We start from the raw sequence: 23,736 nt of genomic DNA, 5'->3' as shown, positions 1-23,736 counted from the left end.
TCGGCCCGGCGGCCCAGCACCGCGGGCCTCGTGGGAGCGGCCGCGGGGGCCTCCGGGCCGCGGGGCACGCCGTGTCCGGGCACGCGCGTCCCCTTCCTCCAGACGTCCGGGCCATGCCCGGTCCGGGGCCTGCTGCGCCCGGGCAGGGGGCGGCGGCCGGCCGGGGCCCGCATCCAGTCTCGGCCCCCGCCGCCGGCGCCGCACGCGGCACTGAGCCACCCGGGAAATGCGGCCCGGAAGCCGGTGTCAGCGGGGCCGCGGTCCCCGGCTGCAAGGATCTTGCCCGCCCGCTCGGGCGTCGGCTACCGTCGATCGATGCAGGGGGAAAGTATCGGAAATGCACGGCAATGAAGGCCGCGCGAAGACACCGGCACGGCGAAAAGCGCGGCACGGCGACAATCCCCTGCGGCGACAATCCCGCACGGCGACAACCGGCTCCCGGCACAGGAGAGGCCCATGCCTGCCAGCCAGACCAGCCCACCGTCCCCGACCACCCACCTGATCAGCGTCGTCCTGCCCTGTTACAACGAGGAAGCGGTCCTCGCCCGCACCCACGACCGCATCGCCCGGGCCCTGCGCCCCGTGGAAGGCGTCCGCTACGAGGTCATCTACGTGGACGACGGCAGCGCCGACGCCACCTGGCACCTGATCCGGACCTTCACCCGCGAGTCCCCGATGGTGCGGGCCGTCCGCTTCAGCCGCAACTTCGGCCATCAGGCGGCCTGCCTCGGCGGGCTCAAAGAGGCGCGGGGCGACGCGGTCGTCGTCATCGACGCCGATCTGCAGGACCCTCCCGAAATCATCCCGGAAATGGTGGCCCGCTGGCGCCAGGGATGGCACGTGGTCTCCGCGCGGCGCACCGCCAGACACGGCGAGACCGCCTTCAAGAACTTATCGGCGTTCGCCTTCTACCGGCTCCTCGGCCGGATTTCCGACCACCCCGTCGCATTCGACACCGGAGACTTCCGGCTGCTCGACCGCGAAGTCGTCGACACGCTCACCGGACTGACGGACCGGGAGCTCTTCCTGCGCGGCGCCGTCGGCTGGGCGGGATTCCCCGAGACGACCATCGAATACCAGCGGGACCCGCGGGCCGCGGGCGAATCCAAATACACCCTTCCCAAAATGCTCGCCCTCTCCCGCAGCGCCTTCCTCACCAGCGGATCCGTCCTCCCGCTGCGGCTTCCCCTGTGGACCGGCACCGCCTCCCTGGTGGGGGCCCTCGCCATGGCGCTCACCCGCCGCGGCCGTGCCGGGGCCCTGCCGCTCGCCCTGTTCGGCCTGGAGTCGCTGGCCGTCGGCACCGTGGGGGAGTACCTCCACGCGGTCCTGCGCCAGGTGCAGGGCAGGCCCGCCTACGTCATCAGCGAACGGATACGGAGCACGATCCCCGGGGCCGTCCTCGCCTCGGTCGAGGAGGTCGCGTGATGCAGCACCCGGACGTGATCGTCGTCGGCGCCGGCTTCACCGGCCTCTCCGCCGCGCTGGAGCTCGCGGAGCTCGGCCACACCGTGCGGCTCCTCGAACGCGACTCCGACATCGGCGGCCTCGCCGGCAGCTTCACCGTGGGGGACCGCCGCCTCGAACGCTTCTACCACCACTGGTTCGCCTCCGACGAGGAGATGCTGCGGCTCTGCGCCCGGCTCGGCATCGCCGACCTGATGGAACCCCACCTGACGCGCACCGGCATGTTCTACGCCAACTCCGTCTACCGCCTTTCCAAACCCCTCGACCTGCTCCGCTTCGCCCCGCTGCCCCTCCTCGACCGGCTCCGGCTCGGCCTGCTGACCGTGCGCGCCCAGCGCGTGCGCGACTGGCGCCTGCTGGAGCACCGCACCGCCGAGGAGTGGCTGGTCTCCCTCGGCGGCCGCCGGGTCTACGAGGTCGTGTGGCGGCCCCTGCTGGAGGGGAAGTTCGGCGACCACGCGGCGGAGGTCGGCGCCACCTGGATGTGGACCAAGCTCCACCTGCGCGGCGGCAGCCGCACCCGCTCCGGCAGCGAGACCCTCTACTACCTGCGCGGCGGCAGCGACGCCCTCCTCACCGCGCTGCGCAAACGCCTCGCCGACCACGGCGTCGACATCCGCACCGGCACCGCCGTGGGTTCCGTCGTCACCGACGGCCGGCGGGTCACCGGCGTCCGCACCGCGGACGGCGAGCTCCACTCCGCCCGCCAGGTCCTCCTGACCGTCGCCCCCGCACTGGCCGCCGGCATGCTGGAGGACCAGAGCGACACCCACCCCTCCGTGCCGCCGCTGCTGCGGCAGCTCCGCAGGATCCGCTACCTCGCGAACATCTGCCTGGTGCTGGAGAACAACCGCCGGCTCTCCGACACGTACTGGCTCAACGTCAACGACCCGTCGTTCCCCTACGTCGGCGTGATCGAGCACACCAACATGGACGACCCGGCCCGCTACGGCGGCCGGCACATCGCGTACCTCTCCAAGTACCTGCCCGCCGACGCGGAGCTGTACCGGATGGACGACGCGCAGGTGCTTGAACACAGCCTGCCGTACCTGCAGCGGATGTTCCCCGGCTTCGACCGCACCTGGGTCGACGCGTACCACGTGTGGCGCGCCGAGCACGCCCAGCCCGTCATCACCCCCGGCTACACCCGCATCATGCCGCCCGTGCAGAGCCGCGTGACCGGCCTCTACCTCGCCGGGATGGCCCAGGTCTTCCCCGAGGACCGCGGCACCAATTACGCCGTGCGGGACGGCCGCCGCGCCGGGCGCCTCATCGCCGACCGGCTGCGCACCGAACCCGGCGGCCGCCGAAACTCCCCCGAGGACTCCCACGCCTGACCCCGAGGAACCCCATGCCTGAACTCATCTCCCTGGACCAGGCCGAACACCTCGGCATCGACCAGGTCCACGACCTCTACGAGAAGCACGTCAGCCGCAGCCAGGTCTCCCTCATCGGCTCCTTCGGCTTCGGCCGCGACCTCGTCGAGAGCGCCGAAGGCGCGTGGATCACCCTCCGCGACGGCCGGCGGATCCTCGACTTCACCGGCGGCATCGGCGTCCTCAACCACGGCCACAACCACCCGCGCGTCCTCGCCGCCCGCGACCGCTTCCGGCAGCGCCGCCGCATGGAGGTCCACAAGAACTTCTTCTCGCCCTACGTCGCCGCCCTGAGCCACAACCTGGCCGCGCTGCTCCCGGGCGACCTCGACGTCTGCTACTTCCCCAACTCCGGGGCGGAGGCCGTCGAAGGCGCGGTCAAACTGGCGTACAAATACCACGGCGGCCGGCGCGGCACCGTCCTCCACACGGACATCGCCTTCCACGGCAAGCTCCTCGGCGCCGGCAGCCTCACCGCCTCCCCCGAGATCCACTTCGAGTTCCCGCGGATCCCCGGGACCGACTCCTTCGCCTACGGGGACCTCGCCTCCTTCGCACTGGCCCTGGAACGCCACCGCGACGCGACGGGCCGCAGCGACGTCTACGCCGTCGTGCTCGAACCCTTCAGCGCCTCCGCCCTGCGCGAGTGCCCGCCCGCGTTCCTGCGCGAGGTCCGGCGGCTGTGCACCGAGCAGGACATCGTCCTGGTCTTCGACGAGGTGTACACCGGCTGGGGCAAGACCGGCGAGCTCTTCCACTTCATGCGCTGCCCCGGACTCGTCCCCGACGTCCTCACCATGTCGAAGTCCTTCGGCGGCGGGAAGTCCTCCATCTCCGGGTACGTGGCCCGCGAACCCGTCTTCCGCAGGGCCTACGACAACCTCGCCGACGCCACGCTGCACAGCACCACCTACTACGGGTTCGGCGAGGAGACCGCCACCGCCCTCGAAGCGGTCCTGGTGGCCGTGGAGGAGGACTTCCCCGGCCGGGCCCGCGCCCTGGGAGAGCAGCTCTCCGCCGGCCTCGCCCGCATCGCCGCGCGCCACCCCCGCCTGGTGGCCTCCACCACGGGGCGCGGAGCCCTCCACGGCGTCTTCCTGCGACCCGGCCCCGGGCTCCCGGACCGCGTCCGCACCCTCCTCCCCGCCGCCGCCCGCGATCCGCAGGCCGTGCCCAAGCTGCTCACCGCCGCCGTGATCGCCGCCCTGTACCGGGAACACGGGATCCTCACTTTCTTCGGCTCCAACCGGGACATCGCCCTCGTCGTCTCCCCGCCCCTGGTCGCGGGCGAGGAGGAGACGGCTCTCTTCCTGCGCGCCCTCGACGACGTGCTCGCCAAGGGCGCGACGCGCCTGCTGGCCGCGTTCCTCAAGGAAAAGGTGACCGTCTGATGCGCGACGCGCTGCGCGCGAGCGGCCTGCGCTCGTACTGGCTGCGGCAGTACGGCTGCCTGCACACCCTCCAGGCCCGTACCGCCGCCGAAGCCCATGTCACCGGAACCCTGAACACCCTCCCGCTGCCGTACCGGGCCGCATACGCCCTGACGCTGCGCCTGCTCCCGGCGGCCTTCCTCCTCGTGTCGGGGCGCGGCCTGCGCAAGGCCTCCGCGGCCGAGGGCCGCCGCAGCATGCGACGGGTGGCCGCCCTGCCCGGCTTCGGGGACGTCGTCCGGGCGAGCACGGCCCTCGCCCTGCTCGGCGCCCTCGACGGCCTTCCCGGGCAGCAGCAGCCGGCACCGCACCGGGGAGCGGACCGGTGAGCCCTTTCCGCAGGGAGCGCGCCTCCGACAGCGACGTCCTCGTCATCGGATCCGGCGCCGGCGGCAGCGTCGTCGCGCGGGAACTCGCGGCCGCCGGGCTGCGGGTGACCGTCCTGGAGGAAGGCCCGCGCGTCAGCACCGACCACATCGCCGCCGCCACGCCCGCCGAGAACATGCGCCGCCTCTACCGGCAGGGCGGGCTGACCCCCGTCTTCGGCACCCCCACCCTCGCCTACGGGGAAGGGCGCTGCGTCGGCGGCACCACCGTCGTCAACGGCGGCCTGCTGTGGGAGCCCCCGCCCGCCCTGCTGGGGCGCTGGGCCGCCGAGTCCGGCGTGGCCGGGTACCGCGCCGCCGACCTCGCCCCGCACCTCGCCCTCGTCACCCGCCGCCTCGGCGTCGCCGCCCAGCAGCACGGGGCCGGCAACCACGACTCCCGCCTGCTCGCGGCCGGAGCCGAGCGGCTCGGCCGGCGCTGGCAGTACGCCCACCGGGCCGTCCTCGGCTGCCGCCACAGCAACCGCTGCACCACCGGCTGCCCCACCGGCGCCAAACAGAGCATGGCCGTCAGCTACCTCCCCGAAGCCGAGGCGCTCGGCGCCCGGATCCTCCCCGGCACCCGCGTCCTGCGGATCCTGCACCAGGACGGCGCGGCCACCGGCGTCGTGGCGGCGGGGCCCGGCGGGAGGACCGCCGTCCACCGCGCCCGCGAGGTCTTCCTCGCCGCCGGCCCGCTGCAGACACCCGCGCTCCTGCAGCGCAGCCGCATCCACCGCCGCACCGCGGGCCGCGAGCTGTCCCTGCACGTCAACCTCCGCACCGTCGCCCGCTTCGACGAGCCCGTCCACGCCGACCGGGGCACCATCTTCACCGCACAGGTCCACGAATTCGGCGGCGACGGAGTGCTGATGATGCCGTCCAACGTCACGCGCGGCACGCTCGCCGCCGCGCTCGCGAGCCGCCCCCCGCAGCTCCTCGACCGGCTGCTCGCCGCCTTCGCGACGCTCGGGTCGTACACCACCCAGGTCCGCCTTCAAGGCAAGGCGCGGATCCTCGCCACGCCGCGCGGCGGGCTCCTCCTGCGACACGGCATGACCTCCGCCGACCACAGCCGGCTGCGCGAGGCGTTCCGGCGCACCGGCGAGGTGCTGTTCGCCGCGGGCGCCCGGGAGCTGCTCCCGCCGGTGGCCTCGGCGCGCCCGCTCCACTCCCGCGCCGAGGCCGAGGAGTTCTGCCGCCGCGTCCGCCCAGGCGACTGGGAACTGGTGTCCGTGCACGGCATGGCGTCCGCCCGCATGGGCCTGCCGGAGCGCGGCGGCATCTGCGACGAGCACGGCCGCCCCCACGGCTTCCGGAGGCTGCGCGTGTGCGACGCGAGCGTCCTGCCCGGCGTCACCGGCATCAGCCCGCAGGGCACCGTGATGGCCTTCGCCCACGAGATCGCCGAACGCTTCCTGAGCACGGCGCCGGGGCGCCCATGACCGACCCGATCACCAGAGTGCGCGTCCCCGCCCGGCCGGAGGCCGCCCTCTTCACGCGCACCGCCGTCGCCGCCTCCTGCGCGGGCTTCGTCCTCATCGGCGCCCTCCAGTCCCTCTACGGGCCCGCGATCCCGGCCCTGCGCGAGGAGTTCGGGCTGTCCCCCTCCGCCGCGGGGCTCGGGCTGAGCGCCCACTTCGCCGGCGGCGTGACCGGCGTCCTCGCCTTCAACCGCATTCACGGCCGCACCGGCAACCGCGTGCTCCTCGGCTCCTCGTACGCCCTCATGGCCCTCGGCAGCATCGCCTTCGCCCTGGCCCCCGCCTGGCCGCTCGCCCTGGTGGCCGCGCTCGTGGCGGGCTTCGGCTTCGGCGGCATCGACTACGGGCTCAACCAGCTGTTCGCCACCGGCTTCGGACGCCGCAGCACCGCCATGCTCAACGTCCTCAACGCCCACTTCGGCATCGGCGCGGTCGCCGGCCCCGCCCTCGTCGGCCTGCTCGGACCCGGCCGCTATCCCGTGGCCTTCCTCGCCTGCGGCGCCCTCGCGGCCGGCCTCCTCCTCTTCCTGAAGGGGGTCCGCGACCGGGAACCGGCCCCGGCCGCCGGCAACACGGACCGGCCGCCCGCACCCCCGCCGCGCCCCGGCCGGACGGTGCTGCTCCTGGGCGCGTTCGTCCTGCTGTACGTCGTGCACGTCGGCGTCGAAGCGGGCGTCGGCGGCTGGGAGCCCACCCACCTCGAAACCGTCGGCTACACCACCGCGGCGGCCGCCTCCGCCACCTCCGTCTACTGGCTGATGCTGACGGCCGGCCGTTTCCTCGTGGTGCCGCTGGCCGTCCGCCTCACCGAGCCGGTGATCGTCGCCGTCAGCTGCGCCGGCATGCTGCTCTGCACGGCCGCCGCGGCCGTACCGGCCCTCGCCCCCTACGCGTACGCGGGCGTGGGCCTGTTCATCGCGCCGGTCTTCCCCACCGGCCTGCCCTGGCTCCACCGCACTGTCCCCACCGCCCGCCGCGCCGCGGCCTACGTGATCGCCGCGTCCATGGTGGGCGGCGTCGCCGCGGGCCCCGCACTCGGCAGGGCGATCGAGCTGTCGGGCGTACGGGCGGTTCCGGTGGTGCTGTGCGCCATGACGGCGGTGTGCCTGCTCGCGACGGTGTGGCTCGCGCGGGCGACCCGGCCGCCGCGGCTCCCCGGCCCGCGGCGTCAGCACCCCGCTCGCCCGTGCGAGTGATATATCGCCGACCGGTGACGGTGGAGAGCGCTGGTCGGCCCCGCGGCGCGCGACGATGCCGGGGCGGGGGTTTCGTACGGATCCACCCCGGCCTTGAACCGTTTCCCCCTTGCGTGGAGGTGCCGTGTACACCACCGAGCCAGTCGCCAACACCCTTGCCCCGTCCCCCCAGGAGGACCAGCTGGCCGAGGACTACGCCAGCATCCTCGGCACCCTCTCCCGCATCGACGAGGCGGTGCGCGAAGGCGCCTGGCAGGGGGTGCGCGACGAACTCGACCAGCTCATCAGCGCGGCCGAGGACATGTGGTCGACCCTGACCGACCCCGACCCCAGCGCGGACGACGCGGACGCCGACCACCGCCGCTTCCCGGTGACGGCCGACGCCGCCACCGTCCGCCGGCTGGTCACCACCTACGCCGAGCCCTATCCCCTCGGGCGCCTGCTCTACCCGTCGAACGGAGCCGTCCCGCCCGAGCTCCGCGACCGCCCCGCACCCGAGGACCCCGCCCTCCACGACCCGCGGCCGGAGACCTGGACCTGACGGGCCCTGACCCGGCCCGGACCCGTCCGGCACGCGAGCGGCGGCGGCCCCCTTCGGGCCGCCGCCGCTCACGCGTTGCCGCATTCAAAACATTTTGCCCATTCAAAACCCTGTGCGGCATACTGGCCATTCTCCCCCCGGTGCACCGACCATTCCTCTATTTCCGTGTGAGGGCCCCTGCCCCATGGGCGTTTTTCTGCGTGCCCTGCGTGCACTTGTCGTGCTCGCGGGTTTCTATCTCCTGTGCTTCGTCGTCCTCGGCGTCTTCGCCGGAATCGGAGTCGCCGTTTACTGGCGGGGCGTGAATCCCCTCGCCCTCAAGCTCACGGTCGTCCTCGCCCTGCTGGCCTTCCCCGTCGTTCGCGGCATGCTGCTCGTCCGCACCCCCAAGGACGACGGCGACGAAGGCCTGCCCGTCGCCGAGCGGCAGCAGCCGCGGCTCTGGGCCGTCGTGCGCGAGGTGGCCGGCGCCGCCGGCACCCGCATGCCCGACGAGATCCTCCTCACCGGCACCGTCAACGCCGCCGTCTCCGAGAACGCCCGCCTGCTCGGGCTCCTGCCCGGCCGCCGCCGGCTCTACCTCGGCGTCCCCCTGATGACCGGCCTCGACGAGGCCCAGCTGCGCGCCGTCCTCGCCCACGAGTTCGGCCACTACGGGCACGCCGACACCCGCCTCTCCGCCATCACCGCCCGCGGCCGGCACGCCGTCGCCCGCACCGTGAACGCCTTCACGGAGCGGGCGGAGCAACGGGTGGAGAAGGAGCGGATGCGCCAGGAGAAGGCCGCCGAGAAGGCCCTCCGCAAGGGCCGCGAGGCCAAGGAAGTCGACACCCGCGGCGCCGGGTGGGGCTACCGGCAGATGAGCAAGCTCTTCATCGCCTACGGCAAGTTCGCCCTGCGGGCCACCCGGAGCGACGCCCGCCGCCAGGAGCTCGCCGCCGACCGGCTCGCCGTCCGGATCGCCGGCCGCGACGCCACCGCCTCCGCCCTGCGCGAGGCCGCCGTCCTCGACGCCGCCCACGGCTTCTACCTCCGCGGGTACGCCTCCGTCGGTGTGGCCGCCGGACTCCTGCCCCCGTACGGCCAGTTCTACGGCGGTCTGGCCCGCCTGCTCGCCGAACCGGCCCGCCAGGAGGAGCTCGACGAGCTGCGCCGCGACCTCCCGCCGGGCGACCCCTCCCCGTACGACGCGCACCCCCCGACCGCGGAGCGGATCCGCCTCATCGAGGCCATGCCCGACGACGGGCGCGGCGGCCTGCCCGCCGGCCCCGCCATGGCCCTGCTGGACGACCCCGCCCGCGTCCTCGCCGACCTCGAAGCGGCCACCCTCACCCAGGAAGCGCTGCACATGCCCCGCGCCGACTGGCCCGAGCTCGTCCACCACGGCATCCGCGCCGGCCACGACGCCGACGCGGAACCCCTCCGGGACGCCATGGCCCGCGTCATCGGCGGCCGCACCACCGTGCACGCCCTGCTGGACGCGGCCGACCGCGGCGGCCTGTGGCAGATAGCAGCCGGCCTCCCGCAGCCGCGGGCCGCCCAGCAGGCGAGCGGCCGGGCCGCGCGCGAGTTCCTGCGCCCGGCGCTCCTCGACAGCCTGTCCAGCCTCGTCCTGCTGGAGCTCGTGGACGCCCGGGCCGCCTGGTGGGAGCTGTCCTGGGCGGAGAGCGCCAGGCTCCACCTCCCGGACGGCTACGACACCCTGCTGCCGCAGGCCCTGGAGGCGGCCGTCGCCGACGTGCCCGACACCGCGCCACTGCGCAGGCTGCTGCCGCCGCAGGCCGCGCACGCCTGACTCCCCGCCACCCCTCCGCGCACCCGCGCCCCTTCTACGAATCGAGCCGAACCCCCGTGGCACGACTGCTGCCCCTCCTCGTCATAGCCGTCTGGATCTTCATCTGGTACCGGAACCGCAAGGGCGCCTCCGCGCGGCCCCGGCGCACGGCGGCCGCCGCCGCACCGGCCCGCCTGTCGAAGGAAGCGGCCGCCCTCGGCCTGCTCCCGCAGGACCGGCAGGACACGAAGCGGCTGCTGCGCGACCCGCAGATCGACGGCGCGCGGGAAGCGGCGGAGCGCGGCGCCTGGGAGCCCGCCGCCGAGGCCATGACGGCCATCGGCAAGGACTGGGAGCGCCGCACCGCGCTCGTCATCTCCCTCGCGCGCGCCGCGGCCGACGAGGACGCCTGGCTCACGGCCTGGGAGGCCGCCCGCCCGGGCGACCCCGGCGCCGCGGCCGTACGCGCCCGGTCCACCGTCTTCCTCGCCTGGCAGTTGCGGGGCGCCCGCACCGCGGACCGGACCTCGGCCGAGCAGTTCGAGGGCTTCCACCGCGTCCTGCTGCGGGCCCGCGAGGACATCGCCCGCGCGATCGAGCTCGCCCCCGAGGACCCCTCCCCGCACGTCTCCGACCTCTGGGCAGGACTCGGCCTCGGCTACCCGCACGCGTACATGCACGAGCTCTGGGCCGAGATCACCGACCGCGCCCCCCACCACTACGAGGCGCACTACAGCGCCCTGCAGTACTGGTGCGGGAAGTGGCACGGCTCGGCGGAACTGGCCCGCGACTTCGCGGACAAGGCGGCATCCGGCGCCCCGGCCGGCACCCTCCTGCCGGCCCTGCGGCTCGTCGCCCACTTCGAGCACCTCGACCGGCCGTTCAACGGCAAGCACTACCGCACCCCCGAGGCCATGGCCATGGTCGACACCCTGCTCGCCGACCTCCCGGCCGTCCGGCCCGACCACCCGCGCCTGCCCGAGGCCCGGCACCTGCTGGCCTTCTTCCTCGTGAAGCAGAAGCGCCACGCGGAGGCCCTCGAACAATTCCGGCTTGTCGACGGCTGCGTCGGCTCCCTGCCCTGGAGCTACTTCGAGGACCCCGCGGAAAAGTACTGCGATTACCGGGAACGAGCCGTTCAGGGCGCCCGCTAGTCACTTCCCGTTCAGCGGCGCGAAGCCCGCGCCCGCCCCTGCCACAACCGAATAGAAGAGCAGAGCCCAATCCGTTTCCGGTTTCGCGCAGCGTGAACTCACCGCTGCGCAGTGCCACTTGACGGATTGGGCTCAGCTGTCTTGTCGCTCCCGGGTTCACTGGGGAACGCTCGGAACCAGCCGGTCGGGCGCTGCCCAGCACCGCAAGGGATCTGGAGGAGAAATGACGACAGCGCCGCGCGGGCGGGAAGAACTCCCCTTCGACAAGGACGAGATCCTGCCGGCCGTCCTCAAACCGGGCGACGGAACACAGCGGCTGTGGGGAAAGGGCTCCCTGGTGACCGTGAAGCTCACGGCCGAACAGACCAGGGGCGCCATGGGAATGACCCATTTCGCGGCGAAGCTCGGCGAGCGTTCCCCGAGTCACATCCACACGCTCGAGGACGAGATCTTCATGATCGGCAGCGGTGGCGTACGGGCCACCGTGGGCGACCGCACCGAACTCCTCGAAGGCGGCAGCGTGCTCTTCCTGCCGCGCGGAATCCCGCATTCGTATCTGGTGGAGAGCGAGACGGCCGACCTGTACGTGCTCACCTGCCCCGGCGGATTCGAGCGGTTCTTCCTGGACGGCGGATATCCCGTGCACATGGGAGCCGCCGCACCGGTCGGTGACCGCTGGTCCGTCGAGCGCACGCAGGAGGTCGCGGAGAAGCTCGGTCTCGGCATCATCTGGGGCAGCTGACCGGCGAAAACAACTGGTACGCACAGAGAGAACCATGGGCATGCTGAACAGACGAACCATGCTGACCGGCACCGCCGCCGCAGTGGCGGGCGCCGCCGTGACACAGACGGGCCTCGCGCCCACCCGGGCCGCCGCGGCGGGCACCGGCGCCGGGGCGGAGGCCGGCGCGGGTGCACCTGCGGCGGTCACCGTCCTCCCGGACGACCCGCGCTACGCCGACCTGGTGGTCGGCAACAACACCCGCTGGGTGGGCCGTCCCGAGTCCGTGCGCATCGTGCACACCACCGAACAGGTCGTCCGGACCGTGCAGGAGGCGGTCCGCGCCGGCAAGCGGATATCGATACGCGGCGGCGGCCACTGCTACGCCGACTTCGTCTACAACCCCGACGTGCAGATCGTCGTCGACATGACGGCCATGGACCAGGTCGGCTACGACGAGGAGCGCAAGGCCTTCGTCGTCGAGGCCGGGGCCACGCTGCTGCACGTCTACGAATCCCTCTACAAGGGCTGGGGGGTGGCCCTCCCCGGCGGCATGTGCTATTCCGTGGGCGTCGGGGGTCACATCAGTGGCGGTGGCTACGGGATGCTCTCGCGCAGGCACGGCCTCACCGTCGACCACCTCTACGCCGTCGAGGTCGTCGTCGTGAACGCCGACGGCACCGCACGGGCCGTGGTGGCGACCCGCGAGGCCGGCGACCCGAACCGCGACCTGTGGTGGGCGCACACCGGCGGGGGCGGCGGCAACTACGGCGTGATCACCCGCTACTGGTTCCGCTCGCCGGACGCGACCGGCAGCGAGCCGGCAGACCAGCTGATGCACCCGCCGAAGGACGTCTACGTCAGCGCGATCTCCCTGCCCTGGAGCAAGCTCGACAAGACGCGCTTCGCCACCCTGGTGAAGAACTTCGGGACCTGGCACGAGAAGAACGGCAGCCCCGACTCGCCGTACGCCTCGCTGTGCAGCTTCCTGATGATCAACCACCGCGCCAACAACAGCATCGGCCTGCTCACGCAGATGGACGCCACCGTGCCCGGCGCGGAGAAGCTCATCACCGCCTATGTCGCCTCGATCACCGCGGCCCTCGGCATCAAGGCCGAGCCGCTGACCTCCGCAGTGGGCGAGCAGGGCCCGATGCCCGACTTCTTCACCCCGCAGCGCGTGCCCTGGCTGGCCTCCGTCCGCTTCCTGGGCACCAACAACCCCACCCTCACCAACCCCACGCTGCGCGGCATCCACAAGTCCGCGTACCTGCGCAAGGGCTTCAACGACGCCCAGATCGCCTCCCTCTACAAGCACCTCACACGCACCGACCTGCAGAACCCCAACTCGATGGTCGTCCTGCTCTCCTACGGCGGGAAGATCAACACGGTGCGCTCCGGCGACACGGCCTCCGCCCAGCGCGACTCCATCTTCAAAGGCCTCTTCCAGAGCTTCTGGCCCGGCAAGGAGCAGGATCCGCAGAACCTCGCCTGGACCCGGGAGGTCTACGCCGACGTCTTCGCCTCCACCGGCGGCTATCCCGTCCCCGGCCCGGCCGCCGACGGCTGCTACATCAACTACCCCGACAGCGACATCACCGACCCGCAGCAGAACAGGTCGGGGGTGCCCTGGACGACGCTCTACTACAAGGACAACTACCCCCGGCTGCAGCGCGTGAAGGCCGCCTACGACCCGCGCAACGTCTTCCGCCACTCGCAGTCCATCGCCCTGCCCAAGCAGTGACCCCCTCATGGAGGAGAACCAGATGACCGCACAGTTCGAAGGCAAGGTCGCCCTCGTCACCGGGGCGGGCTCCGGCATAGGCCGGGCCAGTGCCCTGGCCTTCGCACGCCAGGGCGCCACCGTCGTGGCCGTCGACGTCGCACTGGAGCCCGCCACGGAGACCGTGCGGCTCATCGAGGAGGAAGGCGGCAAGGCCAGTGCCGTCGCCGCCGACGTCACCAGCGCCCAGGACGTCGAGGCGATGGTCGCCACGGCGGTCGCCCGCCACGGCGGTCTGCACATCGCGCACAACAACGCCGGGCTCTTCGCCCCGCCCGCGCCGCTGGCCGACACCGACCTCGCCACCTGGCACCGGCTCGTCGGCGTCAACCTCACCGGCGTGATGCTGTGCATGAAGTACGAGGTCGCCCACATGCGCGAGCACGGCGGCGGAGTGATCGTCAACGCGTCGTCCAACATCGGCTTCCACGGGCGCCGCCCCGGCATGGCCGCCTACGTCGCCTCCAAGGCCGGCGTCAGCGCCCTGACGCGGGTGGCCGCGCTGGACCACATCAAGGACGGCATCCGCATCAACGCCGTGAGCCCCGGCGCCTCCAACACCTCCATGTCCTTCCGCCCCGGCGAGACCGAGGCCGACCGCAACGCGCGGGTGGCCGGCACGGTGCCGATCGGACGCGTCGCCGAGACCGAGGAGATCGTCGCCGCGGTCCAGTGGCTCGCCTCGGACGCCGCGAGCTTCGTCGTCGGCCACGACCTGGTGGCGGACGGCGGCATGACGGCCTGAGCGGGCCGTTGCCACGGTCGTCGTAGCCGTGTGCGGGGCGGGCGCCCGGCGCCCGCCCCGCACACGCGCGTTCACCGCAGGCTCCGCCGGGCCCGGGCCAGGAGCTCTTCGGTGATCTCGTACGTGGCGGAGGCGTGCAGGCCCCGGGCGCGCCGCACCGCGCTCCCGGGCGGATAGTCGGCGGCCCGGGCCGCGGGGTCGATGGCATAGGCGTCCTCCCCGCTGACGGCGGAGGCCAGGCCGGTCACGGGGAAGACTTCGCCGCCCGAGTTGTAGAAGTCCTCCGGCCCGGCCTGCCGCCGCCGGTCGCCGCTGAAGAGGGCCGCCTCTCCCAGCTCCGCGGTCAGCCGGACCAGGCCCGCGCGGCTGGTGTTGCAGAACTGGCCGATGGACGTCCAGCCGGTGTCACCGGCCACGGACGGGTGGCCGGGCGGCTTGGCCACGTACTCCGGCCGCTCGATGTGCAGGAACGTGTCCAGCGCCTCCGTGCCGAAGTGGCGCAGGGCCGCCGGCACCTTGTCGCGGCTGTAGGGCAGCAGGGCCGGATAGCCGGTGACGAGGAGGGCGGCCGGGAGGAAGGCGTGCAGGTCGGCGCGGTCGCGCGGGACCCGGAACGGCGGCTCGTCGAACCGGGCCGGCGCGGCGGTGACCCCGGCGGGGGCGTCCGGCGGCGGTGCGGTCCTCATGGGCGTCCTTCCTGCGGGCGCACCGAGGCGGGCCGGTGAGCGGCCGTCAGGTCGCGGTGGATCTGCTCGCTGCTGCGCAGGGCGAGGGCGGCCATGGTCAGTGAGGGGTTGGAGGTGCCCATCGAGGGCATGCTGCCGCAGCCGACGGCGTAGAGGTTGGGGTGGTCCCAGCAGCGCTGCCAGGAGTCGACCACCGAGGTGCCGCGCGCGTTGCCCATGACGTGTGTGCCGCCGCCGTGCCCGGCGCCGTTGAAGGAGAACTCCCGGCCCTCGAAGCGGAACCAGCCGGGGGAGAGCGGGCCCGGTCCGTACGCCGTGCGGTCGTCGGCGCCCAGCAGCTGGAAGAGCTGGCCGGAGACGGCCTTCGCGGCGGCCATGCCGCGCTTGACCCGGTCGGAGAGGTCGTACGTGATGACCGGGCGCGGAATGCCGAGCCGGTCGGGCCGGCGCGGGTCGAGGGTGACGCGGTTGCTCTCCTCGGCCTCCTGCTCCAGGAGGAACTGCACGGAGACCTGCCGGCCGATCTCCCTGCCCAGCCCGGCCCGCAGCCGGGCCCCGAACAGGCCCTTGCCGCGCGGCTGTGCGGAGTCCGCACCGATGCCCAGCAGGCGGGCCACGTCACTGGCCGGCGAGCCCGCAGGCCAGCCCCAGCCCCAGTTGCTGATCTCGACGCGGAAGGGGGACCGGGACCGCCGGGCGGGCCCCGTGCGGAAGCACTCCAGGCCGGAGGTGGAAGCGGGCCCGCGGAATGGTCCGACCGGGTGGTTCAGGAGCCCCCAGCCGAGGAGGACCGGGTGGTCCATCAGATTCCGCCCGACCTGGTCGCTGTGGTTGCCGAGCCGGGAGAGGAGGAGCAGCTTGGCGTTCTCGACGGCGTGGGCGGCGAGGACGACGACGTCGGCCTCGGCCGTACGGGTGGTGGGGGCGGGGACGGCCGGGTCCTCGTACTCCAGGTACTCGACGCCGAGCACGCGGCCCGTCCCGTCGGCCAGGACGCGGCTGACGACGGCCTGGGTGACGAGCCGGACCCGGCGCCGGTCCCACGCGGCCTGCGTCTTGAGGGGCGTGTACTTGGCCTGGACGGGGCAGATGGGCACGCAGGAGGCGTTGCCCACGCAGCGCTCCCCGTAGTTGGGCAGGCCCACGGCGCCCACCGGGCGGTAGCCGCGGCCGCCGTCGTAGCGCGGGTCGGGGGTGCCGTTGCGGGCGTGGGGCGTGCCGACGACGCGCAGCGTGGTGGCGGGGGCGCCGGGCGCCTCCCGGACGGCGGCCCCGTCGAGGCGGGCGGCGAAGACGTCGTCGACGTAGCTGCGGGGGATCGCGCGCATCGGGTAGACGTAGCCGGCGGGGAAGGGCAGGCCGATGGCGTCCGCCTGCTCGGCGGCGTCGCCGGCGACGCCGAGGGCCCGTTCGGCGGCGCGGTAGTGGGGCTCCAGGTCGTCGTAGCCGATGGGCCAGTCCCGGCCGTAGCCGTAGGCGCGGCGGGTGCGGAAGTCCTCCGGGTGCATGCGCGGGGTGAGCCCGAGCCAGTGCAGGGCGGTGCCGCCGCGGGCGCGCAGGTAGTCGGTGCCGTAGGGCAGGGGGCCGCGCTGGAGGAAGTAGCCTCCGGCGCGGTAGCCGCCGGAGGGCAGGCCGGTGAGGTCGAGGACGTCGGGGGAGGGGGCCGCGGCGTTGGGCCGGTAGGGGGAGTTGGGCACCTTGGCCGGGGCGGCGTAGAAGGTGTCCACGGCGTCGAGGTGGCCGGGCCGGCTGCCGGAGGTGCCGGTGCCGGCCTCCAGGACGAGGACGCGCCGGCCCTTGTCCCCGAACTCCTTGGCGATGAGGGAGCCGGACAGGCCGGCGCCGACGACGATCACGTCGTACCGGGCGCGGCCGTGGCGCGGGGCCGGGCTCACGAGCCGGCTTCCCGCGGGCCGGGGAGACGAGTGCCCCGCTCACCCGCCCGGGGGACGGCGGGGGCGCCGGGCGGCGGATCGGCCCAGGTGCCGAAGCCGGGGGGCTTGGCGCCCGCCGGGTGCCCGTCGAAGGTGCGCCACACCAGGCCTTCGGCGTAGGCCTCGGGGGAGACGGTGAACGCGGTGTTGGCCCGCTCGCGGCCCAGCGCGGTGTGGACGGACGCGGCGAGCTGCGGCCACACGCCCAGGTACCACATGTGGGCGATGGCGCGGGCGATGTCCCGGGCGGTCTCGTCGGTGACGCCGTCCGGGTCGCCCCCGGCGGCGGCGAGGGCGCCGAGGAGGCGGGCGACGGCCGGGCGGCCCACCTGCTCCAGCGCGGTGTCGTGGTAGAGGCCGGCCATGCCCGTGGCGTGCAGGTCGAAGGCGTCGAAGCCGGTCAGGGCGGCCGAGGCGGTGATGAAGTCGTCGAGGGAACGTGCGGACGTGCTCGTCTTCGGTGTCATCCGGGACCACCCATCCGTGGGACCTGACGCATGTCTATCGGAGACTCCACGGTGCGTGAAGGGGAAACAAATCCCCTTCACTCGTATGAGTGTTCGGTGGCAGGAGGGCGGCCCCCGCGCTCGGGGAGCGGGGGCCGTCCGGACCGCGGAGTGGAGGGGTTCTCCGGGTCCGCTCAGGTGCCGGGCTTGCGGCCGTAGACGAAGACGTTGTCGCCGTTGCCCAGCATGGACCAGTACGTCCTGGCGTCGCCGGTGCGCATGTTCACACAGCCGTGCGAGCCGGGCGGTGACCAGACGCTGCCGTCGATGGCGTGGAAGGCCTGCCCGCCGTCGAAGAACTGCGCGTAGGGCATCCGCACCTTGTAGATCGTCGACCAGTGGTCGATCGACCGCCAGTAGATCTTCTTCGGGCCGGTCCGCGTCTCGTAGCCCGCCCGTCCCGTGCGGACCGGCACGGGGCCGAACCTGACGGTCCGGCCGTCCTGTATCCAGCTGAGCTGGCGGGTGAGGTCGACGCAGGCGATCCGGCCCTTGTTCACCGGGCACTTCCCGTCGGCGTTGGGGTCCCGCCGGGTGATCTCGTCCTGCATGGCCGCCCAGGTGACGGGCCCCGCGAAGCCGATGTTCGGCGTGATGCGGTGGCTGGTCTGGAAGTCCTGGATCGCCTTGCAGTCGGCGGGCGACTGACGGCCGTCCACCGGTCTGCCCAGGAACTTCTCGGCCTCCTTCTGGTAGGGCCCGGTCCGGGTCGTGCAGGCGGGCGCGGCCTGGGCCGGCCCGCCTATCGCCAGCGTCAGCGGCGCCGTCAGCCCGAGCGTGCCCAGCAGCACCCCGAGCCGGCGCGCCGTGACCGGGCGCACCGTCTTGTTCCTGCTAAGTGTTCCCATATGACGTAAGACTGATAGCACCGGCCGGTGGTTGCAGCCGGGGCCGGAGGGGCGGCCGAGAGATCCGGCGAAGGGGTGCGGGGGAGGAGGCCCCGCCGTCCCGGACGGGGACCCCCCGAACGGAGCAGCCGGGCTCGCCGCTACGAGATGGAGGCGCCCGTGGGAATCGAGTCCAGGGCGACGGGCGAGAGGTTCACGATCTTGTTCCAGTCGAAGTAGTACTTGTCCATCGCGGCCGGGCTGGTGATCCAGCGCTTGATGCCGTTGCTCACGAGGTAAACCGCCGGCCCACTGGGCGACTTCGCGAGAATGGCGCCGTCGGACAGCTGCCCGCCGTCGTCGATGGCGCCGATGTCGACGACGGACTGAATTCCGTTCCAGTCGCGGAACAGGTTGTTGTACGTGGCCGGGTTGGGGATCCAGCGGCGTTTGCCGTCGAGGATCAGATAGATGGCCGGGCTGTTCACGCCCTTGACCCGGGCGCCGTTCAGTTCGGGATGTCTGCCGCGGAGCTCCGCGGCGCCGGAGCCCGGTGCGGAGGCCGATTCCCGGGCGGTGCCGGATGCCTGCGCGGCGGGAGCCGCCGCGAGACCGGAAACGGATGCGGCCACGAGGGCCAGGGCGGCGCACCACGAGCGTCTGGACACTTTTCCTCCAGCTGCGGAGAAGGGGATGAGCTCAACTCGCTTGCATTCCCGTGCCTTTCGCTTGCGGGGCAACCCTTGCGGCGCCGCGCCCGCTTGTCAATGTCCGCTCACTTCTCCGTGCGGACGGTCAGCGATTCTCCGCCATGGATGCCCCGGGCGCCCATCGGTGCGCCTGGTCCGCTTTCTCCTGGGAGCGGCGGAAGATAGGCAGCAGTGAGCATTCCGGATCCACCGCCGAGGAATACCCGATTCCGGCGGCGGGGCCCGAAAGGAGCGGCACCGTGCGGAGTTTCCCCGCCGTTCTCTTCGCCGTGCTCGCCGCGGTCAGCAATGCCCTGGCGGTCGTGCTGCAGCGCAGCGCGGCCCGTACCGTACCCCTCGCCCCGGGGCTGCGGCTGTCCCTCTTCGCCCAACTCCTGCGCCGCAGGGCCTGGCTCGGCGGGATGGCCGCCGTCATGGCCGCCGCCTGCCTCCAGGCGCTCGCGCTGTCATGGCCCTCTTCCTGCTGGAGAACGCCATGCAGTCCGGCCCGCTCACCGCCTCCCAGCCGGCCCTCACCCTCGGCGACGCCCTGGTCAGCCTCTCGCTGGGCATCACCCTGTACGAGGAGCGCGTCCGCAGCGGCTGGTGGATCCTCCCCGAGGCCGCCGGGGCCGCCCTGGTGCTGTACGGGGCGATGACGATCTCCCGCGTCGCCCTCGCGCGGGACCTGGTGACGACGGCCCGCGCCGGGGCCGACTGAAGCGCCGCCCCACCGGAGGGCGGTCCCCGGTCATGCCGCGGGGGCGGCACGGCCGTGCCGCCCCGCCCCCGGAAGCGCTGCTCAGAGGTTGCGCGGCGTGAGCTCCGCCATCGCGGACCAGCCGTTGCCGGGGGCCTCGGTGCTGATGATCTGCGGCGTGGTGGCGATGGCCTCGGCCATCTCGTCCATGGCGGTCTTGAAGTGCGCGGAGTTCACGTGCGCGTCACCGGCCTCGCGGGAGGCGAAGCCCTCCACGAGGACGAACTGGTTCGGGTTGTCGACGCTCCGGGACCACTCGAAGAACAGGTTGCCCGGCTCGTCCCGGGTGGCCTTGGTGAAGTCCCCGACGAGGTCGAGCCACTTCTCGGTGTGCGCGGGGCGGACGGTCATCTTGACGACGATCAAGATCATGGCGGCTCCTGTCGTGTTCGGGCGGCGGTCCGGGGCGCCGGGCCGGTCCCCGTCCCTGCCGGCGGCGGGCGGGAGCGCCCGTGCCGGTGCCCACGCCGGCGGAGGCGTGGGCACCCGGTGAAGCGGGGACGACAGCGATTCCGGCCCTCCCGGGAAATTGCACCCCGGCTGCGGCGGGACGGCCAGTCGGACGGCGGCCGGCCGGCCGCTCCGCCGGGCCGCTACGCGGCCGGTGCCATCTGCTCGGCCGGTGCCGCCTGCTCGACCGGGGCCGGAAGCGTCCGCGCCGGTTGCGGCCGGGTCTGCGCGGGCGCGGTGAGGTCCTCCGCCCCGTCGGGGACGGGCACGGACATGAAGATGGCGTCCTGCTGCTCCTGGAGCTCGCGGACCCGCTCGGGCGAGGTGGTGGGCAGCCGCTGCTCCTCGTACAGCTTGTGCGTCGCCTCCTGGGCCCACTTGCTCGACGGGGTGTGGAACTGCACCTCGAAGGCGTGCTGGGAGTGCGGATCGCGCCAGGCGGCGTTGATGCCCTTGTAGCCGTGCTTCCGGCCCCAGGTGTTGGACCACTTGACGCTGTCGTTGCCCCACAGGGCCAGGGCGGAGGAGGCGATCGTCACCCCGTTGGTGTAGCTGCCGTCCGGCCACTGGAGGGTGTAGCGGATGGAGTCGTTGATCCTGGCCAGGGTGGCGTCCACGGTCTGCCCGGGGGCCTCCTTCATGGCCGTGGCGACCTTGCGCTTGAGCGAGTCCGGCGACTTCAGCCGGTGGTCGAAGCCGACGAGGGTGGCGTGGCTGATGCGGGCCACGGCCTCCATCTCGGGGCTGACCGTCCGCTCGGCGGAGCGGGCGCGGGCGAGGAACGCGTCGACCTTCTTGTTGTCCGCGGCGTTGAGGGACAGGCCGTCGCCCTGCCACCCGCCGTCGCCGTCGGGGAGCCGCTCCGCCTTGACCGGCTTGCCCGCTCCGGCCGCCGTGATCGTCTTGCCTGCGGACACGGGGTGCGCTCCGGCCCGGCCGTCGGCGAGGGCGCTCTGCACCGGTCCGGCGCTCAGGGCGGCGGCGAGCGCCGCGGCGGCAGCGAGTCGATGGGCAGTGCGGTTCTTGATCACCGTGTGATTCGTCCTTCGGCGCGTGAGGTGTGGTACTCGGCGCCCCATACAACCGGCCGTCCCCCGCGCCGGTAACTGAACGGCGCGCGCCACGGCCCGCCTTTGGCCGGATCACGGTGGTTGCGGGGCGGAATGTGGCCGTCCGAGCCCGGTGGGCCGTGCGGGTGACCAGGGGGTGTGTTGGCCGCATTCTTCGGATGATCGCTCCAGTGCGTTGTTACGTTTTGCGGACTAATGACCCCTTTGGTGGTAGTTCCGGTGGTGGGGGAATGGGCGGTGGTTGCGGTGGTGGGTGGAGTGCGGGTGTCGGGGTGCGGAGTGGTCGCGGACGAGGGCGCCGGCGGCGGGAGCGCCGTACCGGGGCCCGCGGGGGAGCGGCGCGCGGTGGCGTCCGTGGCGACCGGGGCACGGGGCGGGGACTACGACTACGAGGGCTTCAGCCGCCTGGCGGGGAGGCTGGAGGAGCCCCCGGCGCGGGGGGCCTACCGGGTGGGGTACCGGGCGCTGCGGGGCCGGGCGGGCTTCGCGGGGGTGTGGGTGGGGCTGCTGGTGGGGCTGGCGCCCCTGGCGGCGGCGGGCGTGCTGGTGTGGCTGCTGTGGCCGGGGCACTGGGTGGTGCGGGACGGATGGCCGGGATCGGTGGACGCGGTGATGCTCGCGTCGGTCGGTCTGGTCGAGGTGTTCCGCGTGGTGAACGTGGTCTCGGTGGCCCACGCCTCGTGCGTGGCGCGGGACCCCGTGCCGGTGCGCGCGAAGCCGGGCGCGCGGGTGGCCTTCTGCACGACGTTCGTGCCGGGCAAGGAGCCCCTCGCCATGGTGTCGGCGACGCTGGAGGGGGCGGTGCGGGTCGGCTACGACGGCCTGGTGGACGTGTGGCTGCTGGACGAGGGCGACGACCCGGGCGCGCGGGCGCTCTGCGGGCGGCTGGGCGTGCGGCACTTCTCCCGGAAGGGCGTGGCGCGCTACAACCGGCCGTCGGGGAAGTTCCGGGCCCGGACGAAGCACGGCAACTACAACGCCTGGCTGGACGCGCACGGCCACGGCTACGACTTCGTGGCGTGCGTCGACACCGACCACGTGCCGCTGCCGAACTTCCTGGAGCGCATGCTGGGCTACTTCCGCGACCCGGACGTGGCCTTCGTGGTGGGCCCCCAGGTGTACGGGAACTACTCGGCGCGGGTGACGAAGGCCGCCGAGAGCCAGCAGTTCCTCTTCCACGCCCTGGTGCAGCGCGCGGGCAACCGGTACGGGTCGCCGATGTTCGTCGGGACGTCCAACTGCGTGCGCGTGAGCGTCCTGCGGCAGATCGGCGGCTTCTACGACTCGATCACCGAGGACATGGCGACGGGCCTGGAGATCCACCGGCGGAAGAACCCGCTGACGGGCCGCCGCTGGCGCTCGGTCTACACCCCCGACGTGCTGGCGGTGGGCGAGGGCCCCTCGTCGTGGACGGACTTCTTCTCCCAGCAGCTGCGCTGGTCGCGCGGGACGTTCGAGACGCTCCTGCGGCAGTTCGGGCGCGCGGTGTGGTCCCTGTCCCCGGGCCGCCTGTGGAACTACTGCCTGCTGGTCGCCTACTACCCCATGTCCGCCATGACCTGGGTCCTCGGCGGCGTCTCCTGCGTCCTCTTCCTCGGCCTCGGGGCCTCGGGCATCAACGTGCCCTCGCAGGTGTGGCTGATGCTCTACGGCGACGCGGCCGTGCTGCAGATCTGCCTGTACGTCGTCAACCGCCGCCACAACGTCAGCCCGCACGAGCCGGAGGGCTCCTCGGGCGTGGCCGGGATGGTCATGTCGGCGGTGTCGGCCCCCCTGTACGCGCGGGCCATGGGCCAGGCCCTGCTGCGCCGCCGCTCGGGCTTCGTGGTGACCCCGAAGGGCGCGTCGGTGTCGGGGGACTGCACCGCGACGTTCCGCACGCACCTGTGGTGGGCCGGCGTGTTCGGGGTGTGCCTGGTGGCGTCGCTGCTGCTGGGCCACTCCTCGGTGGCGATGCGGGTGTGGGCCGGCATGGCGCTGGTCACCGCGCTCGGGCCGGCCGCGGTGTGGCTGGCGAGCCGGGCGCGCGACCGGTGGCCGAGCGGCCGGGGCACCGGCGACGGCCCGGCGGTCTCCCGCCCCCGCACCCAGCACAGCGCGGCCTGACATGGCCGGCGGAACCGCTCCCGGCCCCATGCGCGTGCTCGTGCTCGGCGCTTCCCTGCGGACCGACTCGCTCAACGCCCGGCTGGCCTCGCTGGTGGCCCGCCTGGTCCGGGACGAGACGGGCGCGGACGTCGACCACGCGCACATGGGCGAGTTCGCCATGCCGCTCTACGACGGCGACGCCGAGGCCGCCGAGGGCCTGCCGCCCGGGGCGCTCGCGCTGCGCGACCGGCTGTCCGCGTCCCACGCGCTGGTCATCTCCTCCCCGGAGTACAACGCCTCGATGCCCGGCGTGCTGAAGAACGCCATCGACTGGGTCTCCCGCGTCCGGCCCCAGCCGTTCAAGGACAAGCACGCGCTGCTGGTCTCCGCGTCGCCCTCCATGGTCGGCGGCAACCGCGGGCTGTGGGCCCTGCGCGTCCCGCTCGAACACCTGGGCACGCGCGTCTACCCCGACATGTTCAGCCTCGCCAAGGCGCACGAGGGGTTCACCGGCGACGGCGACCTCTCCGACAGCGGGCTCCACGCACGTCTGGCGGAGGCGGTGACGTCGTTCCTGCGGCTGGTCGAGGCGGACACGCGCTACGTGTGCCTGCGCCGCCGCTGGTACGAGTTCCTCGGCGACTGCACGGACGCGCCGGTCACCCAGCGCGCCCAGGACTGACCGGGCCC

General features: G+C 73.3%; 22 protein-coding genes. 15 read left to right on the top strand and 7 right to left on the bottom strand.

The window, feature by feature from the left end:
* Positions 1–456: 456 nt before the first annotated feature.
* From B7P34_RS20550 to B7P34_RS20495, 12 genes are all read left to right on the top strand, one after another.
* On the top strand, positions 457–1,428 hold the full coding sequence (locus B7P34_RS20550; protein ID WP_106678498.1) for a glycosyltransferase family 2 protein: 972 nt from the start codon (positions 457–459) through the stop codon (positions 1,426–1,428).
* Complete coding sequence (locus B7P34_RS20545) at positions 1,428–2,804, top strand: NAD(P)/FAD-dependent oxidoreductase (RefSeq protein WP_106678496.1); 1,377 nt, start codon at positions 1,428–1,430, stop codon at positions 2,802–2,804. The genes B7P34_RS20550 and B7P34_RS20545 overlap by 1 nt, the downstream gene beginning before the upstream one ends.
* Positions 2,805–2,818: 14 nt before the next feature.
* A complete protein-coding gene (locus B7P34_RS20540; RefSeq protein WP_106678494.1) occupies positions 2,819–4,234 on the top strand; it encodes an aspartate aminotransferase family protein in 1,416 nt (471 codons plus the stop codon).
* On the top strand, positions 4,234–4,602 hold the full coding sequence (locus B7P34_RS20535) for a hypothetical protein (RefSeq protein WP_106678492.1): 369 nt from the start codon (positions 4,234–4,236) through the stop codon (positions 4,600–4,602). Before B7P34_RS20540 ends, B7P34_RS20535 begins: the two co-directional genes overlap by 1 nt.
* Entirely contained in the window at positions 4,599–6,083 is a 1,485-nt protein-coding gene (locus B7P34_RS20530; protein ID WP_106678490.1) for an FAD-dependent oxidoreductase, read from the top strand. Before B7P34_RS20535 ends, B7P34_RS20530 begins: the two co-directional genes overlap by 4 nt.
* Positions 6,080–7,318 carry an MFS transporter gene (locus B7P34_RS20525; protein WP_106678488.1) on the top strand — a complete coding sequence of 413 codons (1,239 nt, stop codon included), beginning with the start codon at positions 6,080–6,082 and terminating at the stop codon, positions 7,316–7,318. Before B7P34_RS20530 ends, B7P34_RS20525 begins: the two co-directional genes overlap by 4 nt.
* Before the next feature lie 124 nt (positions 7,319–7,442).
* Positions 7,443–7,859 (top strand): hypothetical protein, encoded by a 417-nt coding sequence (locus tag B7P34_RS20520; RefSeq protein ID WP_106678486.1) that lies wholly within the window; start codon positions 7,443–7,445, stop codon positions 7,857–7,859.
* Between the two features lie 220 nt (positions 7,860–8,079).
* Positions 8,080–9,654: a M48 family metalloprotease gene (locus B7P34_RS20515; protein WP_223268051.1), complete on the top strand. Its 1,575-nt coding sequence runs from the start codon at positions 8,080–8,082 to the stop codon at positions 9,652–9,654.
* 56 nt (positions 9,655–9,710) lie between these two features.
* Complete coding sequence (locus B7P34_RS20510) at positions 9,711–10,787, top strand: hypothetical protein (RefSeq protein ID WP_106678482.1); 1,077 nt, start codon at positions 9,711–9,713, stop codon at positions 10,785–10,787.
* A gap of 223 nt (positions 10,788–11,010) precedes the next feature.
* A complete protein-coding gene (locus B7P34_RS20505) occupies positions 11,011–11,529 on the top strand; it encodes a cupin domain-containing protein (protein ID WP_223268050.1) in 519 nt (172 codons plus the stop codon).
* Between the two features lie 40 nt (positions 11,530–11,569).
* On the top strand, positions 11,570–13,252 hold the full coding sequence (locus tag B7P34_RS20500; protein ID WP_223268049.1) for an FAD-binding oxidoreductase: 1,683 nt from the start codon (positions 11,570–11,572) through the stop codon (positions 13,250–13,252).
* A 22-nt stretch (positions 13,253–13,274) separates the two neighbouring features.
* Positions 13,275–14,036 (top strand): SDR family NAD(P)-dependent oxidoreductase, encoded by a 762-nt coding sequence (locus B7P34_RS20495; protein WP_106678506.1) that lies wholly within the window; start codon positions 13,275–13,277, stop codon positions 14,034–14,036.
* Positions 14,037–14,107: 71 nt separating this feature from the next.
* Here B7P34_RS20495 and B7P34_RS20490 read toward each other — a convergent pair whose 3' ends face one another.
* The 5 genes from B7P34_RS20490 to B7P34_RS20470 form a co-directional block, all read right to left on the bottom strand.
* Positions 14,108–14,722 (bottom strand): ferritin-like domain-containing protein, encoded by a 615-nt coding sequence (locus tag B7P34_RS20490; protein ID WP_106678478.1) that lies wholly within the window; start codon positions 14,720–14,722, stop codon positions 14,108–14,110.
* Complete coding sequence (locus B7P34_RS20485; RefSeq protein WP_106678476.1) at positions 14,719–16,617, bottom strand: GMC family oxidoreductase; 1,899 nt, start codon at positions 16,615–16,617, stop codon at positions 14,719–14,721. Before B7P34_RS20485 ends, B7P34_RS20490 begins: the two co-directional genes overlap by 4 nt.
* Positions 16,614–17,123 (bottom strand): hypothetical protein, encoded by a 510-nt coding sequence (locus tag B7P34_RS20480; RefSeq protein ID WP_106678474.1) that lies wholly within the window; start codon positions 17,121–17,123, stop codon positions 16,614–16,616. Before B7P34_RS20480 ends, B7P34_RS20485 begins: the two co-directional genes overlap by 4 nt.
* Positions 17,124–17,296: 173 nt before the next feature.
* The gene (locus tag B7P34_RS20475) at positions 17,297–17,983 is read right to left on the bottom strand and encodes a L,D-transpeptidase family protein (protein WP_223268048.1); all 687 of its coding nucleotides are present in this window, start codon (positions 17,981–17,983) and stop codon (positions 17,297–17,299) included.
* A gap of 167 nt (positions 17,984–18,150) precedes the next feature.
* Positions 18,151–18,657, bottom strand: coding sequence for a hypothetical protein (locus tag B7P34_RS20470; RefSeq protein WP_106678470.1), 507 nt, complete (start codon positions 18,655–18,657; stop codon positions 18,151–18,153).
* Between the two features lie 490 nt (positions 18,658–19,147).
* On the opposite strand from B7P34_RS20470, the gene B7P34_RS38735 reads away from it, so the two are divergent.
* The gene (locus B7P34_RS38735) at positions 19,148–19,399 is read left to right on the top strand and encodes a hypothetical protein (RefSeq protein ID WP_223268047.1); all 252 of its coding nucleotides are present in this window, start codon (positions 19,148–19,150) and stop codon (positions 19,397–19,399) included.
* 81 nt (positions 19,400–19,480) lie between these two features.
* Here the strand turns inward: B7P34_RS38735 and B7P34_RS20460 are convergent, their stop codons facing one another.
* Together B7P34_RS20460 and B7P34_RS20455 are read right to left on the bottom strand one after the other, a co-directional pair.
* The gene (locus B7P34_RS20460; protein ID WP_106678468.1) at positions 19,481–19,810 is read right to left on the bottom strand and encodes a putative quinol monooxygenase; all 330 of its coding nucleotides are present in this window, start codon (positions 19,808–19,810) and stop codon (positions 19,481–19,483) included.
* Positions 19,811–20,031: 221 nt separating this feature from the next.
* Entirely contained in the window at positions 20,032–20,919 is an 888-nt protein-coding gene (locus tag B7P34_RS20455; protein ID WP_106678466.1) for an ATP nucleotide 3'-pyrophosphokinase, read from the bottom strand.
* Between the two features lie 303 nt (positions 20,920–21,222).
* Between B7P34_RS20455 and B7P34_RS20450 the strand changes: the two genes are divergently transcribed.
* Positions 21,223–23,064 carry a glycosyltransferase family 2 protein gene (locus B7P34_RS20450; protein WP_146166876.1) on the top strand — a complete coding sequence of 614 codons (1,842 nt, stop codon included), beginning with the start codon at positions 21,223–21,225 and terminating at the stop codon, positions 23,062–23,064.
* Between the two features lies 1 nt (position 23,065).
* Positions 23,066–23,728: an NADPH-dependent FMN reductase gene (locus tag B7P34_RS20445; RefSeq protein ID WP_223268046.1), complete on the top strand. Its 663-nt coding sequence runs from the start codon at positions 23,066–23,068 to the stop codon at positions 23,726–23,728.
* Positions 23,729–23,736: the final 8 nt, after the last annotated feature.

This window comes from Streptosporangium nondiastaticum, from assembly GCF_003011965.1.
Lineage (GTDB): Bacteria > Actinomycetota > Actinomycetes > Streptomycetales > Streptomycetaceae > Streptomyces > Streptomyces nondiastaticus.
Note: the sequence above shows the minus strand (reverse complement) of the source record. Positions and strands in the feature narration are given on the sequence as shown.